General features: G+C 64.3%; 22 protein-coding genes and 1 tRNA gene. 15 read left to right on the forward strand and 8 right to left on the reverse strand.

Annotated elements, in window-relative coordinates:
* Positions 1–19: 19 nt before the first annotated feature.
* Genes U1700_RS03170 through U1700_RS03205 form a run of 8 tightly spaced genes read left to right on the forward strand, consistent with a single transcriptional unit; the run spans position 20 to position 7,486 of the window.
* The gene (locus tag U1700_RS03170; protein WP_332750074.1) at positions 20–1,069 is read left to right on the forward strand and encodes a LacI family DNA-binding transcriptional regulator; all 1,050 of its coding nucleotides are present in this window, start codon (positions 20–22) and stop codon (positions 1,067–1,069) included.
* Between the two features lie 48 nt (positions 1,070–1,117).
* On the forward strand, positions 1,118–2,158 hold the full coding sequence (locus U1700_RS03175; protein WP_332750076.1) for an arginine N-succinyltransferase: 1,041 nt from the start codon (positions 1,118–1,120) through the stop codon (positions 2,156–2,158).
* Positions 2,140–3,219: a nuclear transport factor 2 family protein gene (locus U1700_RS03180; protein WP_332750078.1), complete on the forward strand. Its 1,080-nt coding sequence runs from the start codon at positions 2,140–2,142 to the stop codon at positions 3,217–3,219. The genes U1700_RS03175 and U1700_RS03180 overlap by 19 nt, the downstream gene beginning before the upstream one ends.
* Positions 3,216–4,286: a hypothetical protein gene (locus tag U1700_RS03185; protein WP_332750080.1), complete on the forward strand. Its 1,071-nt coding sequence runs from the start codon at positions 3,216–3,218 to the stop codon at positions 4,284–4,286. Before U1700_RS03180 ends, U1700_RS03185 begins: the two co-directional genes overlap by 4 nt.
* Complete coding sequence (locus U1700_RS03190) at positions 4,283–4,918, forward strand: hypothetical protein (RefSeq protein ID WP_332750082.1); 636 nt, start codon at positions 4,283–4,285, stop codon at positions 4,916–4,918. Before U1700_RS03185 ends, U1700_RS03190 begins: the two co-directional genes overlap by 4 nt.
* A complete protein-coding gene (locus U1700_RS03195) occupies positions 4,915–5,613 on the forward strand; it encodes an alpha/beta fold hydrolase (RefSeq protein ID WP_332750083.1) in 699 nt (232 codons plus the stop codon). Before U1700_RS03190 ends, U1700_RS03195 begins: the two co-directional genes overlap by 4 nt.
* Positions 5,610–6,740 carry a cobalamin-independent methionine synthase II family protein gene (locus U1700_RS03200; RefSeq protein ID WP_332750085.1) on the forward strand — a complete coding sequence of 377 codons (1,131 nt, stop codon included), beginning with the start codon at positions 5,610–5,612 and terminating at the stop codon, positions 6,738–6,740. Before U1700_RS03195 ends, U1700_RS03200 begins: the two co-directional genes overlap by 4 nt.
* Positions 6,740–7,486 (forward strand): HpcH/HpaI aldolase family protein, encoded by a 747-nt coding sequence (locus U1700_RS03205; RefSeq protein WP_332750087.1) that lies wholly within the window; start codon positions 6,740–6,742, stop codon positions 7,484–7,486. Before U1700_RS03200 ends, U1700_RS03205 begins: the two co-directional genes overlap by 1 nt.
* A 70-nt stretch (positions 7,487–7,556) precedes the next feature.
* On the opposite strand, the gene U1700_RS03210 is transcribed toward U1700_RS03205, so the two are convergent.
* Positions 7,557–8,501, reverse strand: coding sequence for a cupin domain-containing protein (locus U1700_RS03210; protein ID WP_332751118.1), 945 nt, complete (start codon positions 8,499–8,501; stop codon positions 7,557–7,559).
* A gap of 91 nt (positions 8,502–8,592) precedes the next feature.
* Between U1700_RS03210 and hisD the strand changes: the two genes are divergently transcribed.
* The 4 genes from hisD (at position 8,593) to U1700_RS03230 (ending at position 13,084) form a co-directional block, all read left to right on the forward strand.
* Positions 8,593–9,927 (forward strand): histidinol dehydrogenase, encoded by a 1,335-nt coding sequence (hisD, locus tag U1700_RS03215; RefSeq protein ID WP_332750089.1) that lies wholly within the window; start codon positions 8,593–8,595, stop codon positions 9,925–9,927.
* Positions 9,920–10,690, forward strand: coding sequence for an SDR family NAD(P)-dependent oxidoreductase (locus U1700_RS03220; RefSeq protein WP_332750090.1), 771 nt, complete (start codon positions 9,920–9,922; stop codon positions 10,688–10,690). The genes hisD and U1700_RS03220 overlap by 8 nt, the downstream gene beginning before the upstream one ends.
* A 171-nt stretch (positions 10,691–10,861) precedes the next feature.
* The gene (locus U1700_RS03225) at positions 10,862–11,674 is read left to right on the forward strand and encodes a phytanoyl-CoA dioxygenase family protein (protein WP_332750092.1); all 813 of its coding nucleotides are present in this window, start codon (positions 10,862–10,864) and stop codon (positions 11,672–11,674) included.
* Between the two features lie 249 nt (positions 11,675–11,923).
* On the forward strand, positions 11,924–13,084 hold the full coding sequence (locus tag U1700_RS03230) for a cellulase family glycosylhydrolase (RefSeq protein WP_332750093.1): 1,161 nt from the start codon (positions 11,924–11,926) through the stop codon (positions 13,082–13,084).
* A gap of 76 nt (positions 13,085–13,160) precedes the next feature.
* Here U1700_RS03230 and U1700_RS03235 read toward each other — a convergent pair whose 3' ends face one another.
* Positions 13,161–14,486, reverse strand: coding sequence for an MFS transporter (locus tag U1700_RS03235; RefSeq protein ID WP_332750095.1), 1,326 nt, complete (start codon positions 14,484–14,486; stop codon positions 13,161–13,163).
* A gap of 75 nt (positions 14,487–14,561) precedes the next feature.
* Between U1700_RS03235 and U1700_RS03240 the strand changes: the two genes are divergently transcribed.
* Entirely contained in the window at positions 14,562–14,831 is a 270-nt protein-coding gene (locus U1700_RS03240) for a metal-sensing transcriptional repressor (protein ID WP_332750097.1), read from the forward strand.
* 139 nt (positions 14,832–14,970) lie between these two features.
* Here the strand turns inward: U1700_RS03240 and U1700_RS03245 are convergent.
* Positions 14,971–15,060, reverse strand: a tRNA-Ser gene (locus U1700_RS03245).
* Positions 15,061–15,308: 248 nt separating this feature from the next.
* Between U1700_RS03245 and U1700_RS03250 the strand changes: the two genes are divergently transcribed.
* Positions 15,309–16,058, forward strand: a complete 750-nt coding sequence (locus tag U1700_RS03250; protein ID WP_332750099.1) for a Crp/Fnr family transcriptional regulator — start codon at positions 15,309–15,311, stop codon at positions 16,056–16,058.
* Between the two features lie 7 nt (positions 16,059–16,065).
* Here the strand turns inward: U1700_RS03250 and U1700_RS03255 are convergent, their stop codons facing one another.
* On the reverse strand, positions 16,066–16,557 hold the full coding sequence (locus U1700_RS03255) for a hypothetical protein (RefSeq protein ID WP_332750101.1): 492 nt from the start codon (positions 16,555–16,557) through the stop codon (positions 16,066–16,068).
* 83 nt (positions 16,558–16,640) lie between these two features.
* Positions 16,641–17,654 carry a dihydroorotase gene (gene pyrC, locus U1700_RS03260; RefSeq protein ID WP_332751120.1) on the reverse strand — a complete coding sequence of 338 codons (1,014 nt, stop codon included), beginning with the start codon at positions 17,652–17,654 and terminating at the stop codon, positions 16,641–16,643.
* A 28-nt stretch (positions 17,655–17,682) separates the two neighbouring features.
* On the opposite strand from pyrC, the gene ygfZ reads away from it, so the two are divergent.
* Positions 17,683–18,381: a CAF17-like 4Fe-4S cluster assembly/insertion protein YgfZ gene (gene ygfZ / locus U1700_RS03265; RefSeq protein WP_332750103.1), complete on the forward strand. Its 699-nt coding sequence runs from the start codon at positions 17,683–17,685 to the stop codon at positions 18,379–18,381.
* On the opposite strand, the gene U1700_RS03270 is transcribed toward ygfZ, so the two are convergent.
* The 3 genes from U1700_RS03270 to U1700_RS03280 form a co-directional block, all read right to left on the reverse strand.
* Entirely contained in the window at positions 18,338–18,580 is a 243-nt protein-coding gene (locus tag U1700_RS03270; protein WP_332750105.1) for a CBU_0592 family membrane protein, read from the reverse strand. The two genes, ygfZ and U1700_RS03270, sit on opposite strands and share 44 nt — an antisense overlap.
* A 20-nt stretch (positions 18,581–18,600) precedes the next feature.
* The gene (gene acnA, locus U1700_RS03275; protein ID WP_332750106.1) at positions 18,601–21,276 is read right to left on the reverse strand and encodes an aconitate hydratase AcnA; all 2,676 of its coding nucleotides are present in this window, start codon (positions 21,274–21,276) and stop codon (positions 18,601–18,603) included.
* Between the two features lie 117 nt (positions 21,277–21,393).
* On the reverse strand, positions 21,394–21,801 hold the full coding sequence (locus U1700_RS03280) for a hypothetical protein (RefSeq protein WP_332750107.1): 408 nt from the start codon (positions 21,799–21,801) through the stop codon (positions 21,394–21,396).
* Positions 21,802–21,862: the final 61 nt, after the last annotated feature.

The raw sequence follows: 21,862 nt of genomic DNA on the forward strand, positions 1-21,862 counted from the left end.
TTGGCGCTAAGGGGAGCCGATGGCGAATCGGAAAGCACATCTCGAAAAGGTCGTCGCGACTGACGCGCTCGGCAGGGCGACCTCCTATCATGTGGCTCAGATGGCCGGGGTTTCTCAGTCCGCGGTGTCGCGCTGTTTCCGCGCGGGGGGCAGCATCGCGCCCGAGACTCGGCGGCGGGTCGAGGCGGCCGCAGCCAAGCTGGGCTATCAGCCAAATGCCTTTGCATCGGGTCTTATCACCAAGCGCACGAACCTCGTCGCGGTGATCATCTCGAACCTTACCAACCTCTACTATCCGGAAGTGCTGGCAGCCCTGTCTCACCGGCTCGATCAGCGCGGCATGCGCGTCCTACTGTTCGCGCTGGAACATGAGAGCGACATCGATGCGGCGCTCGACCAAGTTTGGCGCTACCGTGTCGATGGGGCAATCTGCGCGGCGCGGCTGTCAGCCGCGCAGCTCCGCACCTTCGAGCGCCACAAGGTGCCCGTGGTGCTGTACAACCGCACCGGGGAGGGCGCGCCGGCCGCAAGTGTGTGCTGCGACTCTGTGGACGGCGAAAACATTCTAGTCGATCGACTGCTGGCGGCGGGATATCGCCGTTTTGGGATAATCGGTGGTCCCGAGGACAGCTTCGTCGGGCGCCAGCGGGTCGAAGCCGCGGCGGCGCGGCTGAAGTCACACGGCATTACTCCAGCTATCGTGGGCGGACATTTCAGCCATGACAGCGGCGCCGCCGGTCTGCGTGCGCTGCTTGGGACGAAGGAGCGGCCAGAAGCGATCATCTGTGCCAATGACCTCATGGCGATCGGCGCGATCGACGCGGCGCGGCACGAGTTCGGACTCGACCTGCCGCGAGACCTGTCGATCGTCGGTTTCGACGGGGTGGGACCCGCGCGCTGGCCAAGTTATCTGCTAACCACCATCCGCCAGCCGGTCAATCGTATGACAGACGCCGCGGTCACGATGATCGTCGAACGCATCGAAACCCCGGGACTGCCCCCGGAAACGCGCACCTTCGCGGGACAGCTGCTCGAAGGACGCTCGGCTATGCTCGGATCAAATGATTGAATTTGCAATTCTGTTGACTGCGAATGCAATTCGCGTTCAATGGGCGAGATGACTGGCCTTCCCTTTGTTCGTTCGGTTCGCGCTGACGACCTTGACGCGGTGCTTGCGCTCGCCGGGCGCGGTGGCAGCGGCCTGACCAGTCTGCCCCCTGAACGCAAGACACTTGCGTCCAAGATCGCAGCGAGCGAACTCGCGATCCGTTCGGCTGAAGCGCGTGACAGCGGGGCAGCGATCATGCTTGTCGCCGAGCTTGGTGGAGATGTCGTCGCTACCGGCATGATCTTTGCGCGCGTAGGAGCGGAGTGGCCCTTCTACAGCTATCGCCTCACCCGTCAGGCCGCCGTGTCGCGCGCGCTTGGTCGGCATCGTGCGCAGAAAGTCCTGAACCTCGTCAACGACTTTGACGGCGAAGTCGAAGTTGGGGGCTTGCTGGTTGATCCGGCGGCGCGCGGGCGCTCGATCGGCCGGCTGATGGCGCGCGCACGATATTTGTTCATCGGCCAGCACCGCGACTGGTTCGCCAACCGCGTCATGGCCGAATTGCGCGGCTGGCAGGATGAGATGAGTCGTTCGCCAGTGTGGGAAGCAATCGGGCGCCACTTTTACGACATGGATTTTCATGAGGCCGACCGCACCGGCGCGATCCAGGGCAACCAGTTCATCGCCGATCTGGGGCCGCGCTATCCGCTTTACGTGTCGATGCTTCCGGCGGACGCGCAACGCGCGCTCGGGCAGCCGCACAACGATGGTCGGCCGGCGCGCGACATGCTCCTTGAGGAGGGCTTTCGCGACGAAGGATATGTCGACATTTTCGACGGCGGCCCCACCTTGGTCGCCGACATCGACGCGCTTCGCGCCTTGCGCCGAGCAAGCGACGGACGGGTCGCACTGCTCGTGAAAGACCTCGCTGTGGGTGAGGAAATGCTGCTGTCGCATGGTCATGGCGCGCAGTTCCGTGCCGCGGCCGGGATAGTCGAGGCAAGCGCGCCGACACTTCTTGGCGAACCCAGTGACGTGACGATCGAGCGGCGGCTGGCCGAGGCACTGGGTGCGGCCGAAGGAGATTTGCTTTGTCTGACCGCGCAATGACCTCGCTGCCCTTCGCGCTGCCCGAGCGGGCATTGGTACGCCAACTCCGCCAGCAACCGGCGGTCGCGCCCCCCCCGGGCAAGCGGACCCAGCCACTGGCCGGCTTCGAGGACCGCTTTACCGATATCGTCGACTATATCGTGCGGATCACCGACGAGATCTGGATCGATCGCGGAATCGGCTACATCTACGACACATATGACAAGAACTGCACCATCTACTCGACGTATGGCGTCGTCCGCTCGATCGAGGAAGTCGTCGCCGGCACGGTGACCACGCTCAACGGCTATCCCGACGGCGAAATTCATCACCTTAACGTCGCCTGGAGCGGTGATGAGAAAGAAGGGTTCTATACCAGTCATCTCGGCCATAGCCGCTCGACCAACCTCGGTCGCAGTGGCTTCGGGCCGGCGACCGGCAAACGCACGTCAATTCGCTTCGCCGCCGACTGCATCAGCCGCGACAATCGCATTCACACCGAGTGGCTGGTCCGCGACAATGGCGCGGCGCTCCGGCAGCTCGGCTTTGATCTGCAGGAGGCAGCGCGCGCCATCGCCGCTGCGGGAACGAGCGAGCAGGAAGTTGTTACCCCGACGCAGCGGCTGCAGGGCGAGGCGATTGCTACCGAGCCCAGCGGCGACCGCTCGACGATGCGTGGCTGGGTCGAGGGTCTCTACCACGACCTCGTCAACCGCCGTCGGCTCGACTGGGTCGACCGCTACTATGCCGACGACGCAATCGTCCACGCCGGGGGGGGGCGCTACGCCCAGGGACCGCGCGATATCCAGACCCTCTTCGTTCATCTGCTCGCGGCAATTCCCGACGGCGTCCTGCGCGTCGAGCATGTCTGCCACAGCGAAGAGCGGGACGGCGTGATCGTCGCGGTCCGCTGGACGCTCGAGGGCCGTACCGCGCCGGGCGGCGTACTCGGGGAATGTCCCGCCGGGCGCCCGGTTCGGATGATGGGCATCAGCCACCTGCGGCTGGTTGGCGCGCGGATCGTCGAGGAATGGATGCTGTTCGACGAAGTCGGCGTTCTCGTTCAGGCCTATCGCCAATGAGTTGGGACCAGGATCCTGGCGTCCTATCGCCCGTCGGCCAGCCGATGATCGACCTGCTCGCCGAGGGACCACCACGGCAACAGCTCGAGGGTTTCGAGCCGGTCTATCGCGACATCGTCGACTATATCATCCGCTGCACCCACCGCATCTGGGAAGAGAAGAACGTCGGGCTGTGCCGCAGCCACTACGGCGAGGATTGCCAGCTCCATACGCTCGCCGGTCCGGCGGTTGGGGCCGAGGTCGTGACGCAAAACACGATCGGCGCGCTCGCCGGTTATGCCGATCGCGTCGTGATGGCCGAGGATGTCATCTGGAGCGAGGACTCGCCGGGGACCTATTATACGTCGCACCGCATCATGAGCCGCTCGACCCATTTCGGTGACGAGGCCGGGATCGGCGCGGCGACAATGCGTGGCAGCGGCACGACCACGATCGCCGACTGCAAGGTCGTCGCCAATCGCATCGTCGAGGAATGGCTGGTCCGCGACAACCTCCGCGCGCTGTGGCAGGTCGGCGCCGATCCGCGCGCATTGGCCGAGGCGCAGGCGGAGGCCGACCGCGCCGACGACCAGGGGCGACACGATTGGCGTAGATTGATGATTGCCGAAGTCCGCGAGCAGTCCGACATCGCGGTACCGCCAGCTCATCCCGCCGAACTTCCCGCCGCGATGCTCCGCGCGGCGTTCGTTGATGATCTATTCGGCGAGGCAGCGCAGACCCTGTCACCTGCCGCCGAGATCCACTGGCCGTCCAATCGGCGAGGCTACGGCCGCGGCTACTGGACCGGTTGCGTCATGCAGCTGCGTGCGATGCTTCACGACTGCTCCTACCGGCTCCAACACATCGCTGCGCGTCCCCTGCCCCACGGCGACGTCGCGGTCGCGCTGCGCTGGTCGATCGTCGGCCGCCACGGCGGCATGGGGCCATGGGGCGAACCTTCGGGACGCGAGATACTGCTCATGGCGGTATCGCATTATCGGTTGCGGGCAGGAGCAATCGTCGAGGATGTAACCGTTTTCGACGAAGTCGCCGCGCTCCGCCAGGCTGCGGGGGGGCTCGGCGCATGAATATTCGCGAGTCGATGGTGCAACTCGGCACGACCGGCCAATCGCCGCTACTGATCGGCAACTGCAAGTGCGAGTGGGCCGGTGCGGAAATTTATGGCGAAGAGGCGATCGGCGAGGCTTTTCGCGCCGCGCCGATGGTCGCCCACGAGGAAGCAGTGTTGCTCGACTGTGCGCAACATGCCGCCTGGTTCTCGGGTGACTCGATGTTGTTCGCCGACCTTTATGACGGGCGCATCGGACGGCTGTGGCGGCTTGGCCCGGGCGAGACGCCGGCAACGGAACCTGCAGTGTCGGTGGCGTTCGATCCCGACCTGCGCCAGCCGCGCGGCGGAGTTTACGCCCGCGCCGAAGATCATCCGCTGCTGGCCACGGCGCATCTCCCGGCCATCGAGGCAGCCGCGACCGAGCTGATCGCTGCGCCGACAGGGGCCCGCCAGCATCGCGCACGCGCGTTCTTGGTGCGCGCGTTCTCGACCGGTGAGCGCGCCGCTGCACTTTTCGCGGTCCACCGCCTTTCGGGCGGCGAGGTGCGGTCGAGCGGGTTCGCTTTCGAGGCGGTCGCCCTACGTGACGGATCGCAGCATATCATCAAGGATCAGGCCATATCGGTGCCGTGGACCCCGCGGCTTTGACTGACGCGACCGCGCTGCTGCTTGCGGGCAACATGTGCGACGAGCGGCTGTGGACGCCCGCCATTAGGGCGCTGTTGCCGCGCCCGCGCGACGTCGACCTGAGCCATGACGACAGCATTGCGGCAATGGCCGAGCGGGCGCTGGCGGCCGCTGAGGGCCCGCTGCTCCCGGTCGGCTTTTCGATGGGCGCGATTGTCGCGCTCGCCATCGCCGAGCGCGCGCCCGAACGGCTCGCCGGACTGGTGTTGCTCGATTGCAACCCCGCCGCAGACCTGCCCGAGCGCGCCGCCGTGCGCCCGCGCCAGCAGGCTGATGTCCGCTGCGGACGGCTGCTCGACGTGGTGGTCGACGAACTCAAGCCCAATTATCTGGCCGACGAAAATCTCCGAAACGAGCCGCTTCTGACGCTACTACGCGATATGGCGATGGCGCTCGGCCCCGACACCTTCGTCCGCCAGAGCGAGGCGCTTCGTACCCGTCCCAGCCACGCCCATGTCGCGCCCTCGCTCGACTGCCCGATATTCGTCGCAGTCGGTGCCGAGGACCGGCTATGTCCGCCCGAATGGCACGCACGGCTCGCCGCCGGGATGAAGCGCGCCGAACTTCACATCATCCCCGGCGCCGGGCACATGCTACCCCTTGAGCAGCCCGCCGCGCTAGCTGCCGCGCTGGGCCCCTGGCTGGAGAGTTTATGATGCCTGTCCGCACCACCCATGTCGGCTCCCTGCCGCGCCCCGCCGCCGTCGCCGATCTGCTGTTCGCCTCCGAACGCGGCGAGGCGCTCCCAGCCGACGCCGATTCCATTATCGCCGCGGCGGTCGATGAGGCGGTCGCCCGCCAGAGGGGCGCGGGGATCGACATCGTGTCGGACGGGGAAATGGCCAAGATTAGCTACGCGACCTACATCAAGGACCGCGTTTCGGGTTTCGACGGCGACTCGCCGCGCCGCGCGCCAGCGGATCTGGAGGCCTTTCCTGGCTTTCTTCATCGCCAGGCGTCGAGCGGCGGCACCCCAACCTATCGCCGCCCGCGTTGCGTTGGCGAAGTCCGCAGCGTCAATCTCGCGCCGCTCCACGATGATATTCGCCGCTTCGCCGCCGCGTGCACAGCGCATGGCGATCCCGCCGGGTTCATGAATGCCGCCTCGCCCGGGGTCATCGCGCTGTTCCAGCCCAACGATCACTATCCCAACGACGACGCCTATCTGGAAGCCCTCGCGGAAGCGATGCGGCCCGAATATGAAGCGATCGTCGCTGCCGGGTTGGTGCTACAGCTCGACAGTCCCGACCTCGGCCTCGGCCGTCACACGATGTATAAGGATCGCAGCGAGGACGAGTATCTCGCGCGGATCGAACGCCATGTCGAAGTGCTCAATCACGCGACCCGTAACATCGCCCCCGAGGAAATGCGCATGCACGTCTGCTGGGGCAATTACGAAGGCCCGCACCACTGCGACGTCGAGATGGCGGTGATCCTGCCGACCCTGATCAAGGCGCGCCCGGCGGGCCTGCTGTTTGAAACCGCCAACCCGCGCCACCAGCACGATGTCGACACCATCGCTGAGCAATTGGCGATCATTCCCGACGACAAGGTGCTGATCCCCGGCGTGATCGATTCGACGACCAACTTTATCGAACATCCCAGGCTGGTCGCCAAACGTATCAGGGCGTTCGCCGAACTGGTGGGGGCCGAGCGGGTGATTGCCGGGACCGACTGCGGCTTTTCAACCTTCGCCGGGTTCGGCGCAGTCGATCCGGACATTGCCTATGCCAAGCTGGGCGCGCTTGCCGAAGGCGCGGCGCTGGCCTCGGCGCGCAACTGATGTTCAAGCAACGCCTCGCTGCCGGCGACACGCTGCTCGGCACCTTCCTCAAGACGCCCTCGCCAATCCTGGTCGAAGTACTGGCCACGGCCGGGCTCGACTGCCTGTGCCTTGACGCCGAGCATGCCCCGTTCGACCGTGCCGCGATCGACCTGTGCGCGATGGCTGCGCGCGCCGCCAACTTCCCACTGCTTGTCCGTCCAGCTAGCAACGCGCCAGAGCAAATTCTCAACGCGCTCGACGTTGGCGCCGACGGCGTCCTCGTCCCTCACATCCGCTCGGCCGCCGAGGCGCGCGTGCTGGCGGAGGCGGCGAGCTATCGCCCCGGGGGCCGCGGCTATGCCGGATCGAGCCGCGCCGCTGGCTACGGCCTGAGCAGCATGGCCGACCACCGCGCACGCTCCGCCGAACGGACTACGGTCATCGCCCAGATCGAGGACCGCGAGGCGCTCGACGAGATCGAGGCGATCGCCGCCGAGCAGGGCATCGACGCCCTGTTCATTGGGCGGATCGACCTCACCGTCTCGCTCGACGCGGCGAGCCCCGACGATCGCGTGGTGCTGGATGCGATCGAACAGATCCTGACGGCCTGCCGGGCCGCCGGGCGTCCGGTCGGCATGTTCGTACCGCGTGACGCCGACGTTGTTGGCTGGCGCGCCAAGGGGGTAACCTTGTTCCTGCAGGGATCCGACCATAGCGCGGTGCGCGCCGGTACGCGCGCGATGCGCGCCGCCTGTGGACTCTAGGCATTTGATCAGAGACTGAATACGCTCATCGGCGGAAGCACCTCGCGCTTTCGGCTCAGACGATCAGTTTTTAACAAGCGTTGACCCGGAACAGTGCCGTTGGCTTCACCGCTCGATAGCGGCGCGGCGTGTCGGCCGGCACTGACAGCGTATCGCCTTCGCCCAGCATCACTTCGCCATCCATGGCCTCGACCGCAATTGCGCCGCGGTGAACGAAAAGGACCTCCTGATGCGCGCTCGCGGCCTCGTCGATTTGCTCCCCTTCGGCCAGGTCGCTGCGACGGAGGATAAAGTCGTCTGTCGGCTCAAGCAGGCCGCCGTCGCCGATGACAAGTCGCTCCTTGACGCCGCGCGTCGCATTATCACGCGCGATGACTTGTCCGGTATCGGCCGGGGTCAGCCGCTGCAGCGCGGCGACGTCGGCAGGGGTAGTCGGTCGCATCGGTGCGATCCCGGTAGGAAGCTCCTGTCCCGCCGCCGTATCGACCAGCGAGCCGTTTTCCATCAGCACCAGGCCATAATTCTTCGCCATCTCGAACACACTTGGCGCCCAGGTGACGCGTCCGGGATCATCACCGCCGAGGACCGACCACAGGAAGCCCGGCCCCGTGCCGATGTTAGTGAAGCCGCGGAAGGCCTTCGTTGGAAAGGACACGACATCGCCTGGACCCGCTTCAACCTGCGCATCGTCGCCATGTTCGCCGAAATCGAAGCGCCAGTTACCGCTATGGACGACGAACACTTCGGCGGTGTCGTGGCTGTGTTGCGAATTGACGCAATGAGGCGGCTGGCGCGCGCCGCCAATGTTGAAGCCGTGGGGCTCTTCCATATGGACGAATTGATCGGGATTTTCCGACACACCCGGTCCGATGATCGTGAAATTTTCTTTTTCTTCCGACCCCGGCGTGCGCGTATCGATGAAAGCGTTGCGGCACGGGCTAAGCTCGGCGTAGCGGACGACCCGCCTGGCCAATTCCGCGACGGCCGCGCGTGCTGAAGATAGTTCCGTCGTCATAGTCACGCTCACCCCTGCTTCACAAACTTCTTGAACAGTGTTGCATTCGCAGTCAATAGGTAGGCCTGTTGTTTGTTTGGGGAGAGCATCGATGGCCGAGTGGCTAAAGCGTGGCGCCAGTGCTGAGGTTCGCGCTGATCTGGACCGCAAGGTTCGCGATACGGTCGAAGCGACCCTTGCTGACATCCAGGCGCGCGGCGATGCGGCGGTCCGCGACCTGTCGATCAAGTTCGACGGCTGGGACCGCGCCGACTATCGGCTGAGCGCGCGTGAAATCCAGGACTGCATGGACCAACTGACCGGGCAAGACCTTAAGGACATCGAGTTTGCGCAGACCCAAGTGCGCAACTTTGCGCAAATTCAGCGCGACAGCATGCACGAGGTTGAGGTCGAAACGCTCCCCGGCGTCGTCCTGGGTCACAAGCATATCCCGGTCAACGCCGCCGGCTGCTATGTCCCCGGCGGCAAATATCCGTTGCTCGCGTCGGCGCACATGAGCGTCATCACCGCCAAGGTCGCCGGCGTGTCGCGGGTAATCACCTGCGCACCGCCGTTCGAGGGTAAGCCCGCCCCGGCGATCGTTGCCGCCCAGGCGATGGCCGGCGCCGACGAAATCTATGCGCTCGGCGGCATCCAGGCGATCGGCGCAATGGCCATCGGCACGGAGAGTATCGCGCCGATCGACATGCTCGTTGGCCCGGGCAATGCGTTTGTCGCCGAAGCCAAGCGCCAATTGTTCGGCCGCGTCGGAATTGACCTGTTCGCGGGTCCGACCGAAACGATGGTCATTGCCGATGACAGTGTCGATGGCGAAATTTGCGCGACCGATCTGCTCGGCCAGGCCGAACATGGCCCCGAGAGCCCGGCGATCCTGATCACCACCAGCCGCCGCCTGGCCGAGGATACGATGCGCGAGATTGAGCGGCTGCTCTTTATTCTCCCGACAGCCGGGATCGCGGGCAAGGCCTGGGCGAATTATGGCGAGGTCGTACTGTGCGAGGACGAGGCCGAGATGGTCCGCGTCGCCGACGTTTACGCCAATGAACATGTCCAGGTGATGACTCGCGACCCCGACTATTTCCTGAAAAACATGACAAATTACGGCGCGCTATTCCTCGGCCCGCGCACCAACGTGGCCTATGGCGACAAGGTGATTGGGACCAATCATACGCTGCCCACCAGGAAGGCGGCCCGCTACACGGGCGGATTGTGGGTCGGCAAATTCCTCAAGACCTGCACCTACCAGCGCGTTCTTACCGATGAGGCGACGACGCTGATCGGCGAATATTGCAGCCGGCTGTGTGCGCTCGAAGGGTTCGCCGGTCATGGTGAGCAAGCCAACATCCGGGTCCGTCGCTACGGCGGGCGCAATGTTCCTTACGCGGGCGCGGTCGAACCCTCCGAACGCACCCGGATCGATGCCTGAGCCGCTCCCGCGTACCCCGAGTTTCAGACTCGACGGCCGCCGCGCGCTCGTTACGGGGGCGGGAAGAGGCATCGGACGCGCCGCTGCAGCCGCGTTGGCGAATGCGGGTGCCGAGGTAACTCTGGTCGCGCGTAGTCCGAATGAAATTGCGGCTGTTTCGGCACAGATCAGGCAAGCCGGCGGAAGGGCAGAAGCCGCCCAGCTCGATGTCACTGACCTCGTCGCCGTCGCACGCTTTTTCGACGAGCGAGGACCGTTCGAAATCCTCGTCAACAATGCCGGAACCAATCGGCCCATGCCGATGCAAGAGGTCGCCGAAGCCGATTACGACGCCGTCCTCGACCTCAACCTCAAGAGCGCGTTCTTCGTCGCGCAGGGCTGCGCTCGCAGCTTGATCAAGGCCGGCAAACGCGGATCGCTGATTCACATGAGTTCGCAAATGGGCCATGTCGGCGGTCCCAATCGTTCGCTCTATTGCGCCTCCAAATGGGCGCTGGAAGGGATGTCGAAGGCTTTTGCCCTCGACCTTGCGCCGCGTCAAATTCGCTCAAACACAATCGCCCCGACTTTTATCGAAACGCCGCTCACCCGCCCCTTCTTTGAGGATGCGCAGTTCAAGGCCTCAGTCCTTGCAAAGATCAAGCTTGGCCGTATTGGCCAGGTCGAGGACCTTCTCGGCGCGATAATCTACCTTGCGTCTGACGCATCCGCCCTGGTCACGGGCACCAGCCTCCTCATCGACGGCGGATGGACCGCGGATTGAAGTGATGGTTCTCACCACGTGCGCCGGCTCCGCTTCCACCTATTGCCGATGGGCCGGCGAACAGGATTGAGAGGATCTGAATTTAGCCGTTTTAACGAAAGCGAGGTAAGATGATTTCTGAGTTACGAACAAACCCGCGCTCCAAAGCAACGCCGTGAAAAGGACTTTACCGTGAGTTTCGAGCGAGCCGCGATTATGGGCGCGATCTACGGTGACGGGATCACGTCGCTGCCCAACGCATTCGACACAATATTCGCAGACGAGTTGCGTGAAGACATCGAGCTATTGTTCGCGGAAGCGAGGCTGGTAGAGGGCGGCGTGCTCCCGCGCGGGCCAGAGCGCTGGTACGTCGAGGTTCAGCCGGAACGGATCCGCGGGTTTGTCGAGATTGCAACTCACCCCTGGTTCGTCGCCGTATGTGAAGCGGTGCTCGGCTCCGACTATCGGATCGTCGAAATCGGATTCGACATCCCTTTTCCGGGGGCCGCAGACCAACCATGGCATCGCGACTTCGCCGTACCCGACACAACTCGACTTCAGCGACGCCTCAACTCGCTCGCGTTCAACCTGACCGCAGTTGATACTCGACCCGAGATGGGTCCGTTCGAGATAGCCCCGGGGACGCAATGGGATGAGTTTGAAGGCTGCGAAAAGGGCATGTTCCCTCCTCAGCACTCCTGGCCCCGCTATTCCGCCAAAGCGCGGTCGAGCATGGCGCAACGTGGCGACATATCGGCGCGATCGGCACTGACGATTCATCGCGGCACGGCAAACCGGTCGGCGGAAGCTCGCCCAGTGCTAGTCGTAGGAGTGGACGCACCCGATGCCACCAATTCCGCTCATCACGACTTGCAGGTGACACCAACATATCTTGCGCGACTGCCGCCCCGCGTGCGCGAACATCTGTGCTGCCGCGTCGTCGACCAACTTACACCGGTGATCCAAAACCATGTCATCGGCGGCCTCCTCAGCCCGGCATATTGACGACGTGCAGGTACCAGGAGGCTCGCTCATGGCTGCCGGTTCCAGCGGAGTTGGTGTCTTGACTCAATTGACGTCGGCTTGCGGATGCCCTCGCCTCCCAAGAGGGGGGCGAGTGAATGCATGTCCCTTCTGTCAATTGCTCCGGGCGGCCGATGGCAGAAACGTCATTGCGGGTTCAGATATCTATAACTAGAATTTCTCCCAGGGTTGTGGCCCGCTCCCATAGAACATGATTTAGGAATATCGTTGATGTCTTCGGTCCCGCGAGCCGTCGCTCGTTCGAATGAAGTGTATCGCCGTAATGAAATGCCGGTCGGCGCGATCACCGAGCATGCGCCGCTGCCGCTTGAGCATCAGCGATGGAGCCTTCAACAAGCGCGGGAGTGGTACGCCGCATTGCCGTGGTTGGTTGGCTGCAATTTTACCCCGTCCTACGCCATTAATCAGATTGATTTCTGGCAAGCAGAATCATTCGACATTGGCGTTATCGATCGTGAACTCGGTTGGGCAGCCGAGCTCGGCATGAATGCAGCGCGAGTGTATCTTCACGATCTTTTGTGGCTCGCCGACCCGGTCGGTTTCGTCGAGCGGATTGACGCCTATCTGACTGTGGCGGCACGACATGGTATTCGGACGATGCTCGTCCTGTTCGATAGCTGCTGGCATCCGGAGCCCCAGCTGGGTCCTCAGCGGCAACCTACGCCGGGCGTCCACAATTCTGGGTGGGTCCAGTCGCCTGGACTGAAGGCATTATCCGATCCCTCGCAGCACCCGCGGCTCGAAGCTTATGTCACGGCGATCGTTTCAGCTTTTCGAGACGACGAGCGGGTGCTTGCCTGGGATATTTGGAACGAGCCGGATAATGGCCACGAGGTGGACCAGTGCAAACCGGCGGTGCTCGCAGCCAAGGGTGCGCTTGTCGCTCCTGTTCTAGCGCAAGCGTTCGAATGGGCACGGCACGCCAGCCCGAGCCAGCCCCTGACCAGCGGGATATGGCTTGGTGACTGGTCTGACGAGGTTTTGCTCAGCGCCATCCAGCGCCTGCAACTTGGCTGCTCGGACGTCGTCAGTTTCCATAGCTATTTGAAGGCCAACGCATTTCGGCAGCGTGTACGCTGGCTGAAGCGTTTCGGACGGCCAATTTTGTGCACGGAGTTCATGGCGCGCACCACGGGGAGCACGTTTGAAACGATCCTGCCAGTGGCCAAGGAACAAGGAGTGGCTGCCTTCTGCTGGGGCCTGGTGCTAGGGCGAACGCAGACCCATCTTCCGTGGAAACCGTTGAAGAAGGACAAAAAAGCGCGGGACATGTGGTTCCATGACGTACTCCATCCCGACGGCCGGCCGCATCGCCCACATGAAGTGGAATTCCTTCGCAAGATCACGGGTGCGGTCAAGAAGCGAAATTAGCATCGCACCTTGAAGATTGACGACGAAGGAGGTCCGAACAGCCGTCGGGAAGGCGTCACGGAAGGCAGTCCAAACCCTATCGCGATGGCCAACGAGTATGTTGCCGGTCGATCACGAAGTCGTGGCCACCGTCGGCGTGCAGTTTGCGGTGCTCGGGTCCGACGTCGTCATCGCCATGCGAATGTTCGATCCGGGCGGGGTCTTCGGCCGGCCAGAGCCGGGCCGCGGCGATGACGCCGATCGCGGCAAGGATTGCCATGGCAGCGAAAGCGGCGGCCATGTTCACGTGCGCGCCAACTTGGCCGACGAGCGGATAAGCTATCAGCCAGCAGACATGGCTCAAGGCGAACTGGGCGGCGAATAAAGCCGGGCGGTCCTCGGCATTGGCCGAGCGGCGGAGCAAGCGGCCGGAAGGCGTCACGCTCGCCGAATAGGCCAGGCCGAGCACGATCCAGCCTGTAATCAGCACATGCCAATAGTCGCTGCCGGGCGGCATTACCCGCGCTGCAACCGCAAGCCCGGCCAGGGCAAGCGCCATGATGCTTGCCGCGATCAACATCACGCGGCGGTCCGAAACTCGGTCGAGGATCTTTGGCAGCGTCAGCGCGGCGGTTATCGAGCCGCCACCGAACGCCGCAAGCGTCAGCGCCACGTCGCGCTGGCTCAGCCCGAGCCCGCGGACGATGACGACAGTGTTTACGATCACCATCGCGCTTGCCGCCGCTGCCGCGAGCGTCAGCGCGAGCAAGCCCCGCAGCCGCGGCGTCTTGAGGTAAATCCGGATGCCACGCGTCGTCTTGTCGTAGATGCCGCCCTCGTCCTTGACCGGCTGGGGACGGGGAAGCACCGTCGAGACGACCAAAAGCGCGGATGCTGCGAAACCGATCGCAGTGCCCGAGAACAGCCAATGATAGCTGATCAGCGTCAGCAGCCCGGCCGCAAGGATCGGGCTGGTCAGGGTTTCCATGTCATAGGCGAGCCGCGACAGCGAAAGCGCGCGGGTATAATCGCGCTCGTCCGGCAACACGTCCGGAATGGTAGCCTGGAAGGTCGGCGTGAATGCGGCCGACGCCGACTGCAGGACGAAGATCAGGACATAGACCTGCCACACCTGGTCGACGAACGGCAGGCACAACGCCACCCCCGCGCGAATGACGTCCATCGCCACCAGCAAGGCGCGTCGCGGGACCCGGTTGGCGAAGGCGCCCGCGACCGGCGCCACGCCAATATACGCGACCATCTTGATCGCGAGCGCCGTCCCCAGCACCGCCCCGGCGTTGCCTCCCGCTATATCGTAGGCGAGCAATCCCAGCGCGACGGTAGCGAGCCCCGTCCCGATCAGGGCGATGACCTGGGCCAGGAACAAATGGCGATAGGTGCGGTTGGCAAGAACGGATAACATCCCGCCGCCCTATCCCCCACCGGGGATAAGTCAACAAGGCTCGACAGATAAAGGCCGCCATGAGAAGAAACGCGGATGAGCCACGTCACCCACGCTAGCCATCCCGCCATCGTCAAGCGCTTGAGCCGCGCTGGCGGTCATCTGCGAAGCGTCATCGAGATGATCGAATCCGAGCAACCATGTGTCGACATCGCCCAACAGCTACAGGCGGTCGAGAACGCCGTGGCGAGCGCCAAGCGCGCCCTCATCAACGATCATATCGACCATTGCCTGGTCCATGCCGAAGAAGGCGAGGGTCCCCGCGCGGCCATCGAGCAGTTTCGAGCGATCTCGAAATATCTGTGAGGCCAAAACCGAGTGATTGATCGCACGCGCTTTTGTTGCCGTCCGCTACGGTCCAGCGAAATATGGCCGATCCGGCTCGAGCCGAGCGGTGAGTCCAAATGCTTTGCCCGCGACGGCATTGCGAAAACCGATGGCATTGTGGCGGAGACGGAGAGATTCGAACTCTCGATACAGTTTCCCGTATGACGCTTTAGCAAAGCGTTGGTTTCAGCCACTCACCCACGTCTCCCGACCGTTTGCGGCGGGTGCGCTGTAGCGAGCGCAGGGCGCGGGATCAACCGCATGTGTGACCGGGCCATCATGTCCGGCCACACTATGTCGGCGAGGCGACTTAGCAGCCCAGTTAAGTCTCTGAAAAAATAAACTATTGCTAGCGGTCGGAACGTTGGCGTAACTGCCTTCCGGGGTGGGAGTGCGTCGTTCGGGCGCAACAATCACTTAGTCATGCCTTGCGGTAATTTGGGTCAGGTGGATCAGATGATCGTTTCCCGCGACACTCGCCTTGCGTCGGCTTTTGCCAGCAATCGCCTGCTGGCGACCTTCAGCGACGATGTTCGCGCGCTGATCGAACCGCTGGCGACGCTGGTAGACTTGGCTCGCGGCGACATGGTGCTCAACGCCGGCAAGGCCGTCACCCACAGCCTGTTTCCCTATGATTCGCTGATGATCTCGATGATCGTCGAACTCGACGGCGGACGGACAGTCGAGGTCTGCTCGATCGGCAAGGAGGGCGCAGTCGGCGGGATCGTCAGCTGCGGCCACGCCCCCGCCTACGCCCAGGCCCAGGTCCAGATCGCCGGCCCGGCCATCGCCATCCCGCTCGACGCGCTCGAGGAGCTCAAGCGAAACTCGCCCTTCATCCAGAACCTGTTCTGCCGCTACGCCGACTATCTCCTTGCCCAGGTCATGCAGTCGGTCGCGTGCAACGCCTTCCATTCAATCGAATCGCGAGCGGCCCGCTGGCTGCTGACCGCGCAGGACCGCGTCGGCGGCGACCGGCTGGCGCTGACCCAGGAAGCACTCGCCGGGCTGCTCGGGGTCCAGCGCACCACGGTCAACGCGGTCGCTCGTCAGTTCCAGGACGAAGGCCTCATCGCCTATCGCCGCGGTGCGATCCAGGTCCTCGACCGCCGCGGGCTCGAGCGCCAGGCGTGCGAATGCTACGCCGCGGTCGAAGGCCATTTCGCCTCGATCATCGGGCTCAAGGGGGTCGGCACTCCGCCTTAACGCTGAGCTATTTGGGGGCAGGCATCTCGCCAGCCATGCCCGAATCCTGGAATGCCGGATTGTTGTTGAGCTTCGACGAACAGGCCTGGTCCAGCCCGGTAACGGTGATCGCCGTCCAGTCATCCATGGCGCTGACGCCACCGGCACTGCGCGCGCCCTTGCCCGTTGCCAGGTCCCAGCTGCCCTTCGAGACTGCCGGTGACGCCGCTCCCCATTCCTTCACGAACGTGATGGGCTTGTGCATTCGCTTGCCGCTTGCCTGGCCCGTCGCCACGTCGCGCGGCGAATAAAGCCACGCGCCGGTCATGGCGCCCCCGTCACAGCGGAACTTGACCACACCCGTTTCCATCGCGCCCGCAATTCGGGCCCATTCGATCTTGGCGTAGTTCATGCTGACGCCGTTTGACAGTCCAACGACAGTGAAGTCCGTCGCGCCCGCGGGCACTGCGGCGACCATCACGACACTCGCAATCGCGGCATATTTGGCGATATTGTTCATGATCCTGCTCCCTCAATGCAGCAGGATGCGCTTTGCTTCGGGGCCCGGCAAGCACTCACAAAAAGAGACGCCACCGGAACGACTTAAGCCAGTCGCCAGCCGATCGTCGCCCCGCCATGGAACGGCACCAGCCCCGCGACTCGCTCGGGCACCGACACCTCGGCTCGCTCCAGCGTCACTTGGCCCTCGTTGAGGGGCAGCCCGTAAAAGCGCGGCCCATGCTCCGAAGCGAACCCCTCCAGCCGGTCGAGCGCGCCTTCCTCGTCGAACACCATCGCATAGCTTTCCAGCGCATTCGGCGCGTTGAAAATCCCCGCGCAGCCGCACGACGCCTCCTTCGCCTCGACGCTGTGCGGCGCGCTGTCGGTGCCGAGGAAGAACTTCGCCGATCCCGAGACTGCCGCTGCGCGCACCGCCAGGCGATGCTTCTCGCGCTTCACCACCGGCAGGCAGTAGGCGTGCGGCCGAAGCCCCCCGGCGAACAGCGCGTTGCGATTGAGGTGGAGATGCTGCGGAGTGATCGTCGCCGCCACCGTGACGGGGGCGTCGGCGACAAACTGCGCCGCCTCGGCGGTCGTGATATGCTCGAGCACGATCTTGAGCGCCGGGAAGTTGCGCACCAGCCCGCCCAGCACCCGCTCGATAAACACCGCCTCGCGGTCGAAAATATCAACCTCGGGGTCGGTCACTTCACCATGAACCAGCAGCGGCATCCCGATCGCCTGCATCCGCTCCAGCGCCGGCCACAGCTTGCGCAGGTCAGTCACGCCATGCGCGCTGTTGGTGGTGGCGTTGGCGGGATAAAGCTTGGCCGCGACCCACACCCCCTCGGCATGGCCCCGCGCCAGTTCGTCGGCACTGGCATCGTCGGTCAGGTAACAGGTCATCAACGGCGTAAAGTCGCCACCCGCCGCCGCCACGATCCGCTCCCTATAGGCGCTCGCCGCGACCACGCTCGTCACCGGCGGCGACAGGTTGGGCATGACAATCGCCCGCGCAAACTGCCGCGCGGTGAAGGGCGCAACCGTGTCGAGCATCGCCCCGTCGCGCAAATGGACATGCCAGTCGTCGGGCCGGCGGATGCTGATCGATTGCATATTCACTTGGCGCCCCTACCTCATGGACATGACCGCATCCACCCTCATCGACCGTAGCATCATCCGCCTCTCGTGCGAGGATGTCCGCGGCTTCCTCGACGGGCTGGTCACGAGCAGCGTCACCGGCGACCTCCCGGTCTATGCCGCGCTGCTAACCCCACAAGGCAAGGTCATCGCCGACTTCTTCATATCGGCCGATGGCGACGACCTCTTGCTCGATGTCCACACCGACGACGCCGATGCTCTCATCCGCCGCCTGTCGATGTACCGCCTCCGCCGCCCGATCACGATCGCGCGCGACGAGACGCTGGCCGTCCACTGGTCCCCCGAGCCCGGCAACGACCCCCGCCTGGCTGAATTGGGGACACGCTCGCTCGGCCCGGCGGGAGAGCCCACCGGCGCCTACCTCGCCCATCGCCTCGCCCTCGGGGTTGCCGAAGGCCCCGAACTGACCGACCTGCTCTGGCTCGAATGCAATGCCGCCGAACTGGGCGGGGTCAGCTTCACCAAGGGCTGTTTCGTGGGGCAGGAAAATACCGCGCGAATGAACTGGCGATCGAAGGTCAACCGCCGTCTGTTCGTCGTCCCCGCGACTGCGTTGCCCGATCGCGGCCGCGCCTTTTACCCCGAGCTCGGGCTCGCCATTGTCCACGCCAGGACCGACGCACTCCCGCCCGACGCGCTTATTCCGGCGTGGCTTGAGGACGCCCTCGTCTCATCCGGATAAGCGCGACGATCCCGATCCCGGCCCAGATGATGTTGAGCACCACCGACGGCACCGCGCGATGCCAGGCGGCATTGGCCAAAATCCCGAACGCCCCGATCACGTTGAGCCAATGATAGGCGTGACTGTCCGACGCGATCCGGCGCGCGGTCATCAGGCCGTACGCTGCAAGGATCATCCCCGCCGCCAGCCAGCCGATCACCTCGATGGCGGTCTCGAGCGTCAGGCGGCCAGCTTCCGAAGCACGAACGGCAGGATCCCGCCGGCGCGGAAATATTCCAGCTCGTTGTAGGTGTCGATCCGACACCGCGTATTGAGGCTCATCACCGTGCCGTCGGCCTTGGTCACCTTGACGACCACGTCCTGGCGCGGCGTGAGGTCGGCGACCCCGTCGATCGAATAGGTTTCGCTGCCATCGAGCCCGAGCGTGTTCGCCCCGCAACCATCCTCGAACTGCAGCGGCAACACTCCCATGCCGACCAGATTCGACCGGTGGATCCGTTCGAAGCTCTCGGCGATGACCGCGCGCACGCCTAGCAGGACGGTGCCCTTGGCCGCCCAGTCGCGCGACGAGCCGGTGCCATATTCCTTGCCCGCCAGCACGACCAGCGGGGTGCCGGCGTCCTTATACTTCATCGCCGCATCATAGATGGCGAGCTCCTCGCCGTCGGGCCCGCGGGTCATCCCGCCCTCGACCCCGGGCAGCATCTTGTTGCGGATGCGGATGTTGGCGAAGGTGCCGCGCATCATCACGTCATGGTTGCCGCGCCGCGCGCCATAGCTGTTGAACTCGCCCCGGTTGACCTGGTGATCCTGGAGGAATCGCCCCGCCGGGCTCTCGGCCTTGATCGATCCCGCCGGCGAGATGTGGTCGGTGGTGATCGAATCGCCGAACACGGCCAGCGTCTTGGCATCGACGATGTCGGTCAGCGGCTTGGGGGTCATCGTCATGCCTTCGAAATAAGGCGGGTTGGCGATGTAGGTCGATCCTGCGGGCCACTGGTAGGTCGCCCCGCCAGTCACCGCGATCCCCTGCCAGCGCGCATCGCCGGCGAAGACGTCGGCATAGCGTTCCTTGAACATCGCCGAATGGACATGGGCGTCGACCAGCGCGCGCACCTCGTCATTGGTCGGCCAGATGTCCTTGAGGTACACGTCCTGCCCGTCCTTGCCCTTGCCCAGCGGATCGGTCGACAGGTCGGCGCGCACCGTTCCGAGCAGCGAGTAAGCGACCACCAATGGCGGCGAGGCGAGGTAGTTGGCGCGGCAATCGGGCGACACCCGCCCTTCGAAGTTGCGATTGCCCGACAGCACGCTGACCGCCACCAGGTCATGCTCGTTGATCGCCTTGCTGATCGGCTCGGGCAAGGGCCCCGAATTGCCGATGCAGGTGGTGCAGCCATAGCCCACCAAATTGAACCCGATCGCGTCGAGATCCTCCGACAGCCCGCTCTCGTTGAGATAGGCGGTGACCACCTGGCTCCCCGGCGCGAGGCTGGTCTTGACCCACGGCTTGCGCGTCAGCCCTAGCGCGCGAGCCTTGCGCGCCACTAGCCCGGCCGCGACCAGCACCGACGGGTTGGACGTATTCGTACAGCTGGTGATCGCCGCAATCACGACGTCGCCATTGCCAAGGTCGTGGTCTGCCCCCTCGACCGCCACGCGCGGGTCGGTCGCCTTGTGATAGGTTACTTCCAGCTCGTCGTTGAAGCGGTCGTCGACATCGGCCAGCACGACCCGGTCCTGCGGCCGCCGTGGTCCCGCAAGCGACGGCATGACCGACAGCATGTCGAGCTCGAGCGTGTCGGTGAACAACGGCTCGGGCGCGCTTTCGTCGCGCCACATGCCCTGCGCCCTGGCGTAGGCCTCGACCAGCGCGATGCGGTCGTCGCTGCGTCCGGTGAGCTTCAGATATTCGATCGTCCGCGCATCGATCGGGAAAAAGCCGCAGGTCGCGCCATATTCGGGCGCCATGTTGGCGATCGTTGCCCGGTCGGCCAGGCTCAGCGCCGCCAGCCCCGGTCCGAAAAACTCGACGAAGCTGCCGACCACGCCCTTGGCGCGCAGCATCTGCGTCACCGTCAACACCAGGTCGGTCGCCGTAATTCCCTCCGACAGCGACCCCGACAAGCGGAAGCCGACGACTTCGGGGATCAGCATCGACACCGGCTGCCCCAGCATCGCTGCCTCGGCCTCGATCCCGCCGACACCCCAGCCCAGCACGCCCAGCCCGTTGACCATCGTCGTATGGCTGTCGGTGCCGACCAAAGTATCGGGATAGGCGACCATCTCGCCGGTCTGGTCGGGCCCGGTCCACACCGTCTGTGCGATATTCTCCAGATTGACCTGGTGGCAGATCCCCGTTCCAGGCGGCACCACCTTGAAGTCGTCGAAGCTCTGGCTGCCCCACTTCAGAAACTCATAGCGCTCGGCATTGCGCTGATATTCCAGCGCAACATTGTCCTCGAACGCGCGTGGCGTGCCGAATTCGTCGACCATCACCGAATGGTCGATGACCAAGTGGACCGGGACCAGCGGGTTGATCTTCTTGGGGTCGCCGCCAAGCTGCTTCATCGCGTCGCGCATCGCCGCCAGGTCGACCACTGCGGGCACCCCGGTGAAATCCTGCATCAGCACGCGCGCCGGGCGATACTGGATCTCGCGGCTGATCCTGCGCTCTTTCTGCCAGTCGACCATCGCCTGCAGATCGTCGCGGGTGACCGTCACGCCATCCTCGAAGCGCAACAGATTCTCCAGCAACACCTTCATCGAATAGGGCAGCCGCTTAATATCGCCCAGCGCCGCGCCAGCCTTGCCCAGGTCATAATAGGCAAAGCTCGCCCCGCCCACGCTGAGGGTCGAGCGAGTCTTGAGGCTGTCCTGGCCGGTCGGGATCATGGCGGTTCCTGCGAGATGAGGGTATTTCTCCGGCGCCTTAGCAACACTGTCTCATCGCGCAAAGCCTTGCGCCAACGCTTCACCCTGACGCGGTCATACTGCCTTGGCGGCACCAGCTTACTGACCGCGATCCTCAAGTTCTTCCTCGAGCGTCTCGACCTGATCCTGCGCATTTTCCTTCAGCTCGACGATCTCTTCCACATCGAGCTCCTCGATTCCCGCCATCTCGCTTCGGGCGCCCTTCATCGCGATCAGCAGTTCGTCGATCTTGGCGTGCAGCGCGACATCGCGGCGATAGTCGTCGCACTCGCGCTCCTTCTGGCTGTTGAGCACCATCTGGGTCAGCGTGATCGCCAGGATCGACAGCGCGGCAGTCAGCAGGTCGGTTTTCAACCCCAGCGCAAACCATGCAATGCAGAAGATGATCACCCCGATCTGGACCCCGGGGTGGGCAAACAGATCAGCGGTCCAGGCCGAGACCCGGTCACCGATGACAACGAATTTGGACTTCGGGGATGACGCCATGGCGCTGCAACGCACTGATTGGACGATAGGTTGCGCAGCCGTCACAATCGGGAGGAACGGT

It is taken from the genome of Sphingomonas sp. RB1R13 (assembly GCF_036663775.1).
In the GTDB taxonomy this organism is placed as follows: Bacteria; Pseudomonadota; Alphaproteobacteria; order Sphingomonadales; family Sphingomonadaceae; genus Sphingomicrobium.

Coding starts and splice junctions, on each gene's coding strand:
- U1700_RS03170 (WP_332750074.1), top strand. CDS start 20: ATGGCGAATCGGAAAGCACATCTCGAAAAGGTCGTCGCGACTGACGCG.
- U1700_RS03175 (WP_332750076.1), top strand. CDS start 1,118: ATGACTGGCCTTCCCTTTGTTCGTTCGGTTCGCGCTGACGACCTTGAC.
- U1700_RS03185 (WP_332750080.1), top strand. CDS start 3,216: ATGAGTTGGGACCAGGATCCTGGCGTCCTATCGCCCGTCGGCCAGCCG.
- U1700_RS03190 (WP_332750082.1), top strand. CDS start 4,283: ATGAATATTCGCGAGTCGATGGTGCAACTCGGCACGACCGGCCAATCG.
- U1700_RS03200 (WP_332750085.1), top strand. CDS start 5,610: ATGATGCCTGTCCGCACCACCCATGTCGGCTCCCTGCCGCGCCCCGCC.
- U1700_RS03205 (WP_332750087.1), top strand. CDS start 6,740: ATGTTCAAGCAACGCCTCGCTGCCGGCGACACGCTGCTCGGCACCTTC.
- U1700_RS03210 (WP_332751118.1), bottom strand. CDS start 8,501: ATGACGACGGAACTATCTTCAGCACGCGCGGCCGTCGCGGAATTGGCC.
- hisD (WP_332750089.1), top strand. CDS start 8,593: ATGGCCGAGTGGCTAAAGCGTGGCGCCAGTGCTGAGGTTCGCGCTGAT.
- U1700_RS03220 (WP_332750090.1), top strand. CDS start 9,920: ATGCCTGAGCCGCTCCCGCGTACCCCGAGTTTCAGACTCGACGGCCGC.
- U1700_RS03230 (WP_332750093.1), top strand. CDS start 11,924: ATGTCTTCGGTCCCGCGAGCCGTCGCTCGTTCGAATGAAGTGTATCGC.
- U1700_RS03235 (WP_332750095.1), bottom strand. CDS start 14,486: ATGTTATCCGTTCTTGCCAACCGCACCTATCGCCATTTGTTCCTGGCC.
- U1700_RS03240 (WP_332750097.1), top strand. CDS start 14,562: ATGAGCCACGTCACCCACGCTAGCCATCCCGCCATCGTCAAGCGCTTG.
- U1700_RS03250 (WP_332750099.1), top strand. CDS start 15,309: ATGATCGTTTCCCGCGACACTCGCCTTGCGTCGGCTTTTGCCAGCAAT.
- U1700_RS03255 (WP_332750101.1), bottom strand. CDS start 16,557: ATGAACAATATCGCCAAATATGCCGCGATTGCGAGTGTCGTGATGGTC.
- pyrC (WP_332751120.1), bottom strand. CDS start 17,654: ATGCAATCGATCAGCATCCGCCGGCCCGACGACTGGCATGTCCATTTG.
- ygfZ (WP_332750103.1), top strand. CDS start 17,683: ATGACCGCATCCACCCTCATCGACCGTAGCATCATCCGCCTCTCGTGC.
- acnA (WP_332750106.1), bottom strand. CDS start 21,276: ATGATCCCGACCGGCCAGGACAGCCTCAAGACTCGCTCGACCCTCAGC.
- U1700_RS03280 (WP_332750107.1), bottom strand. CDS start 21,801: ATGGCGTCATCCCCGAAGTCCAAATTCGTTGTCATCGGTGACCGGGTC.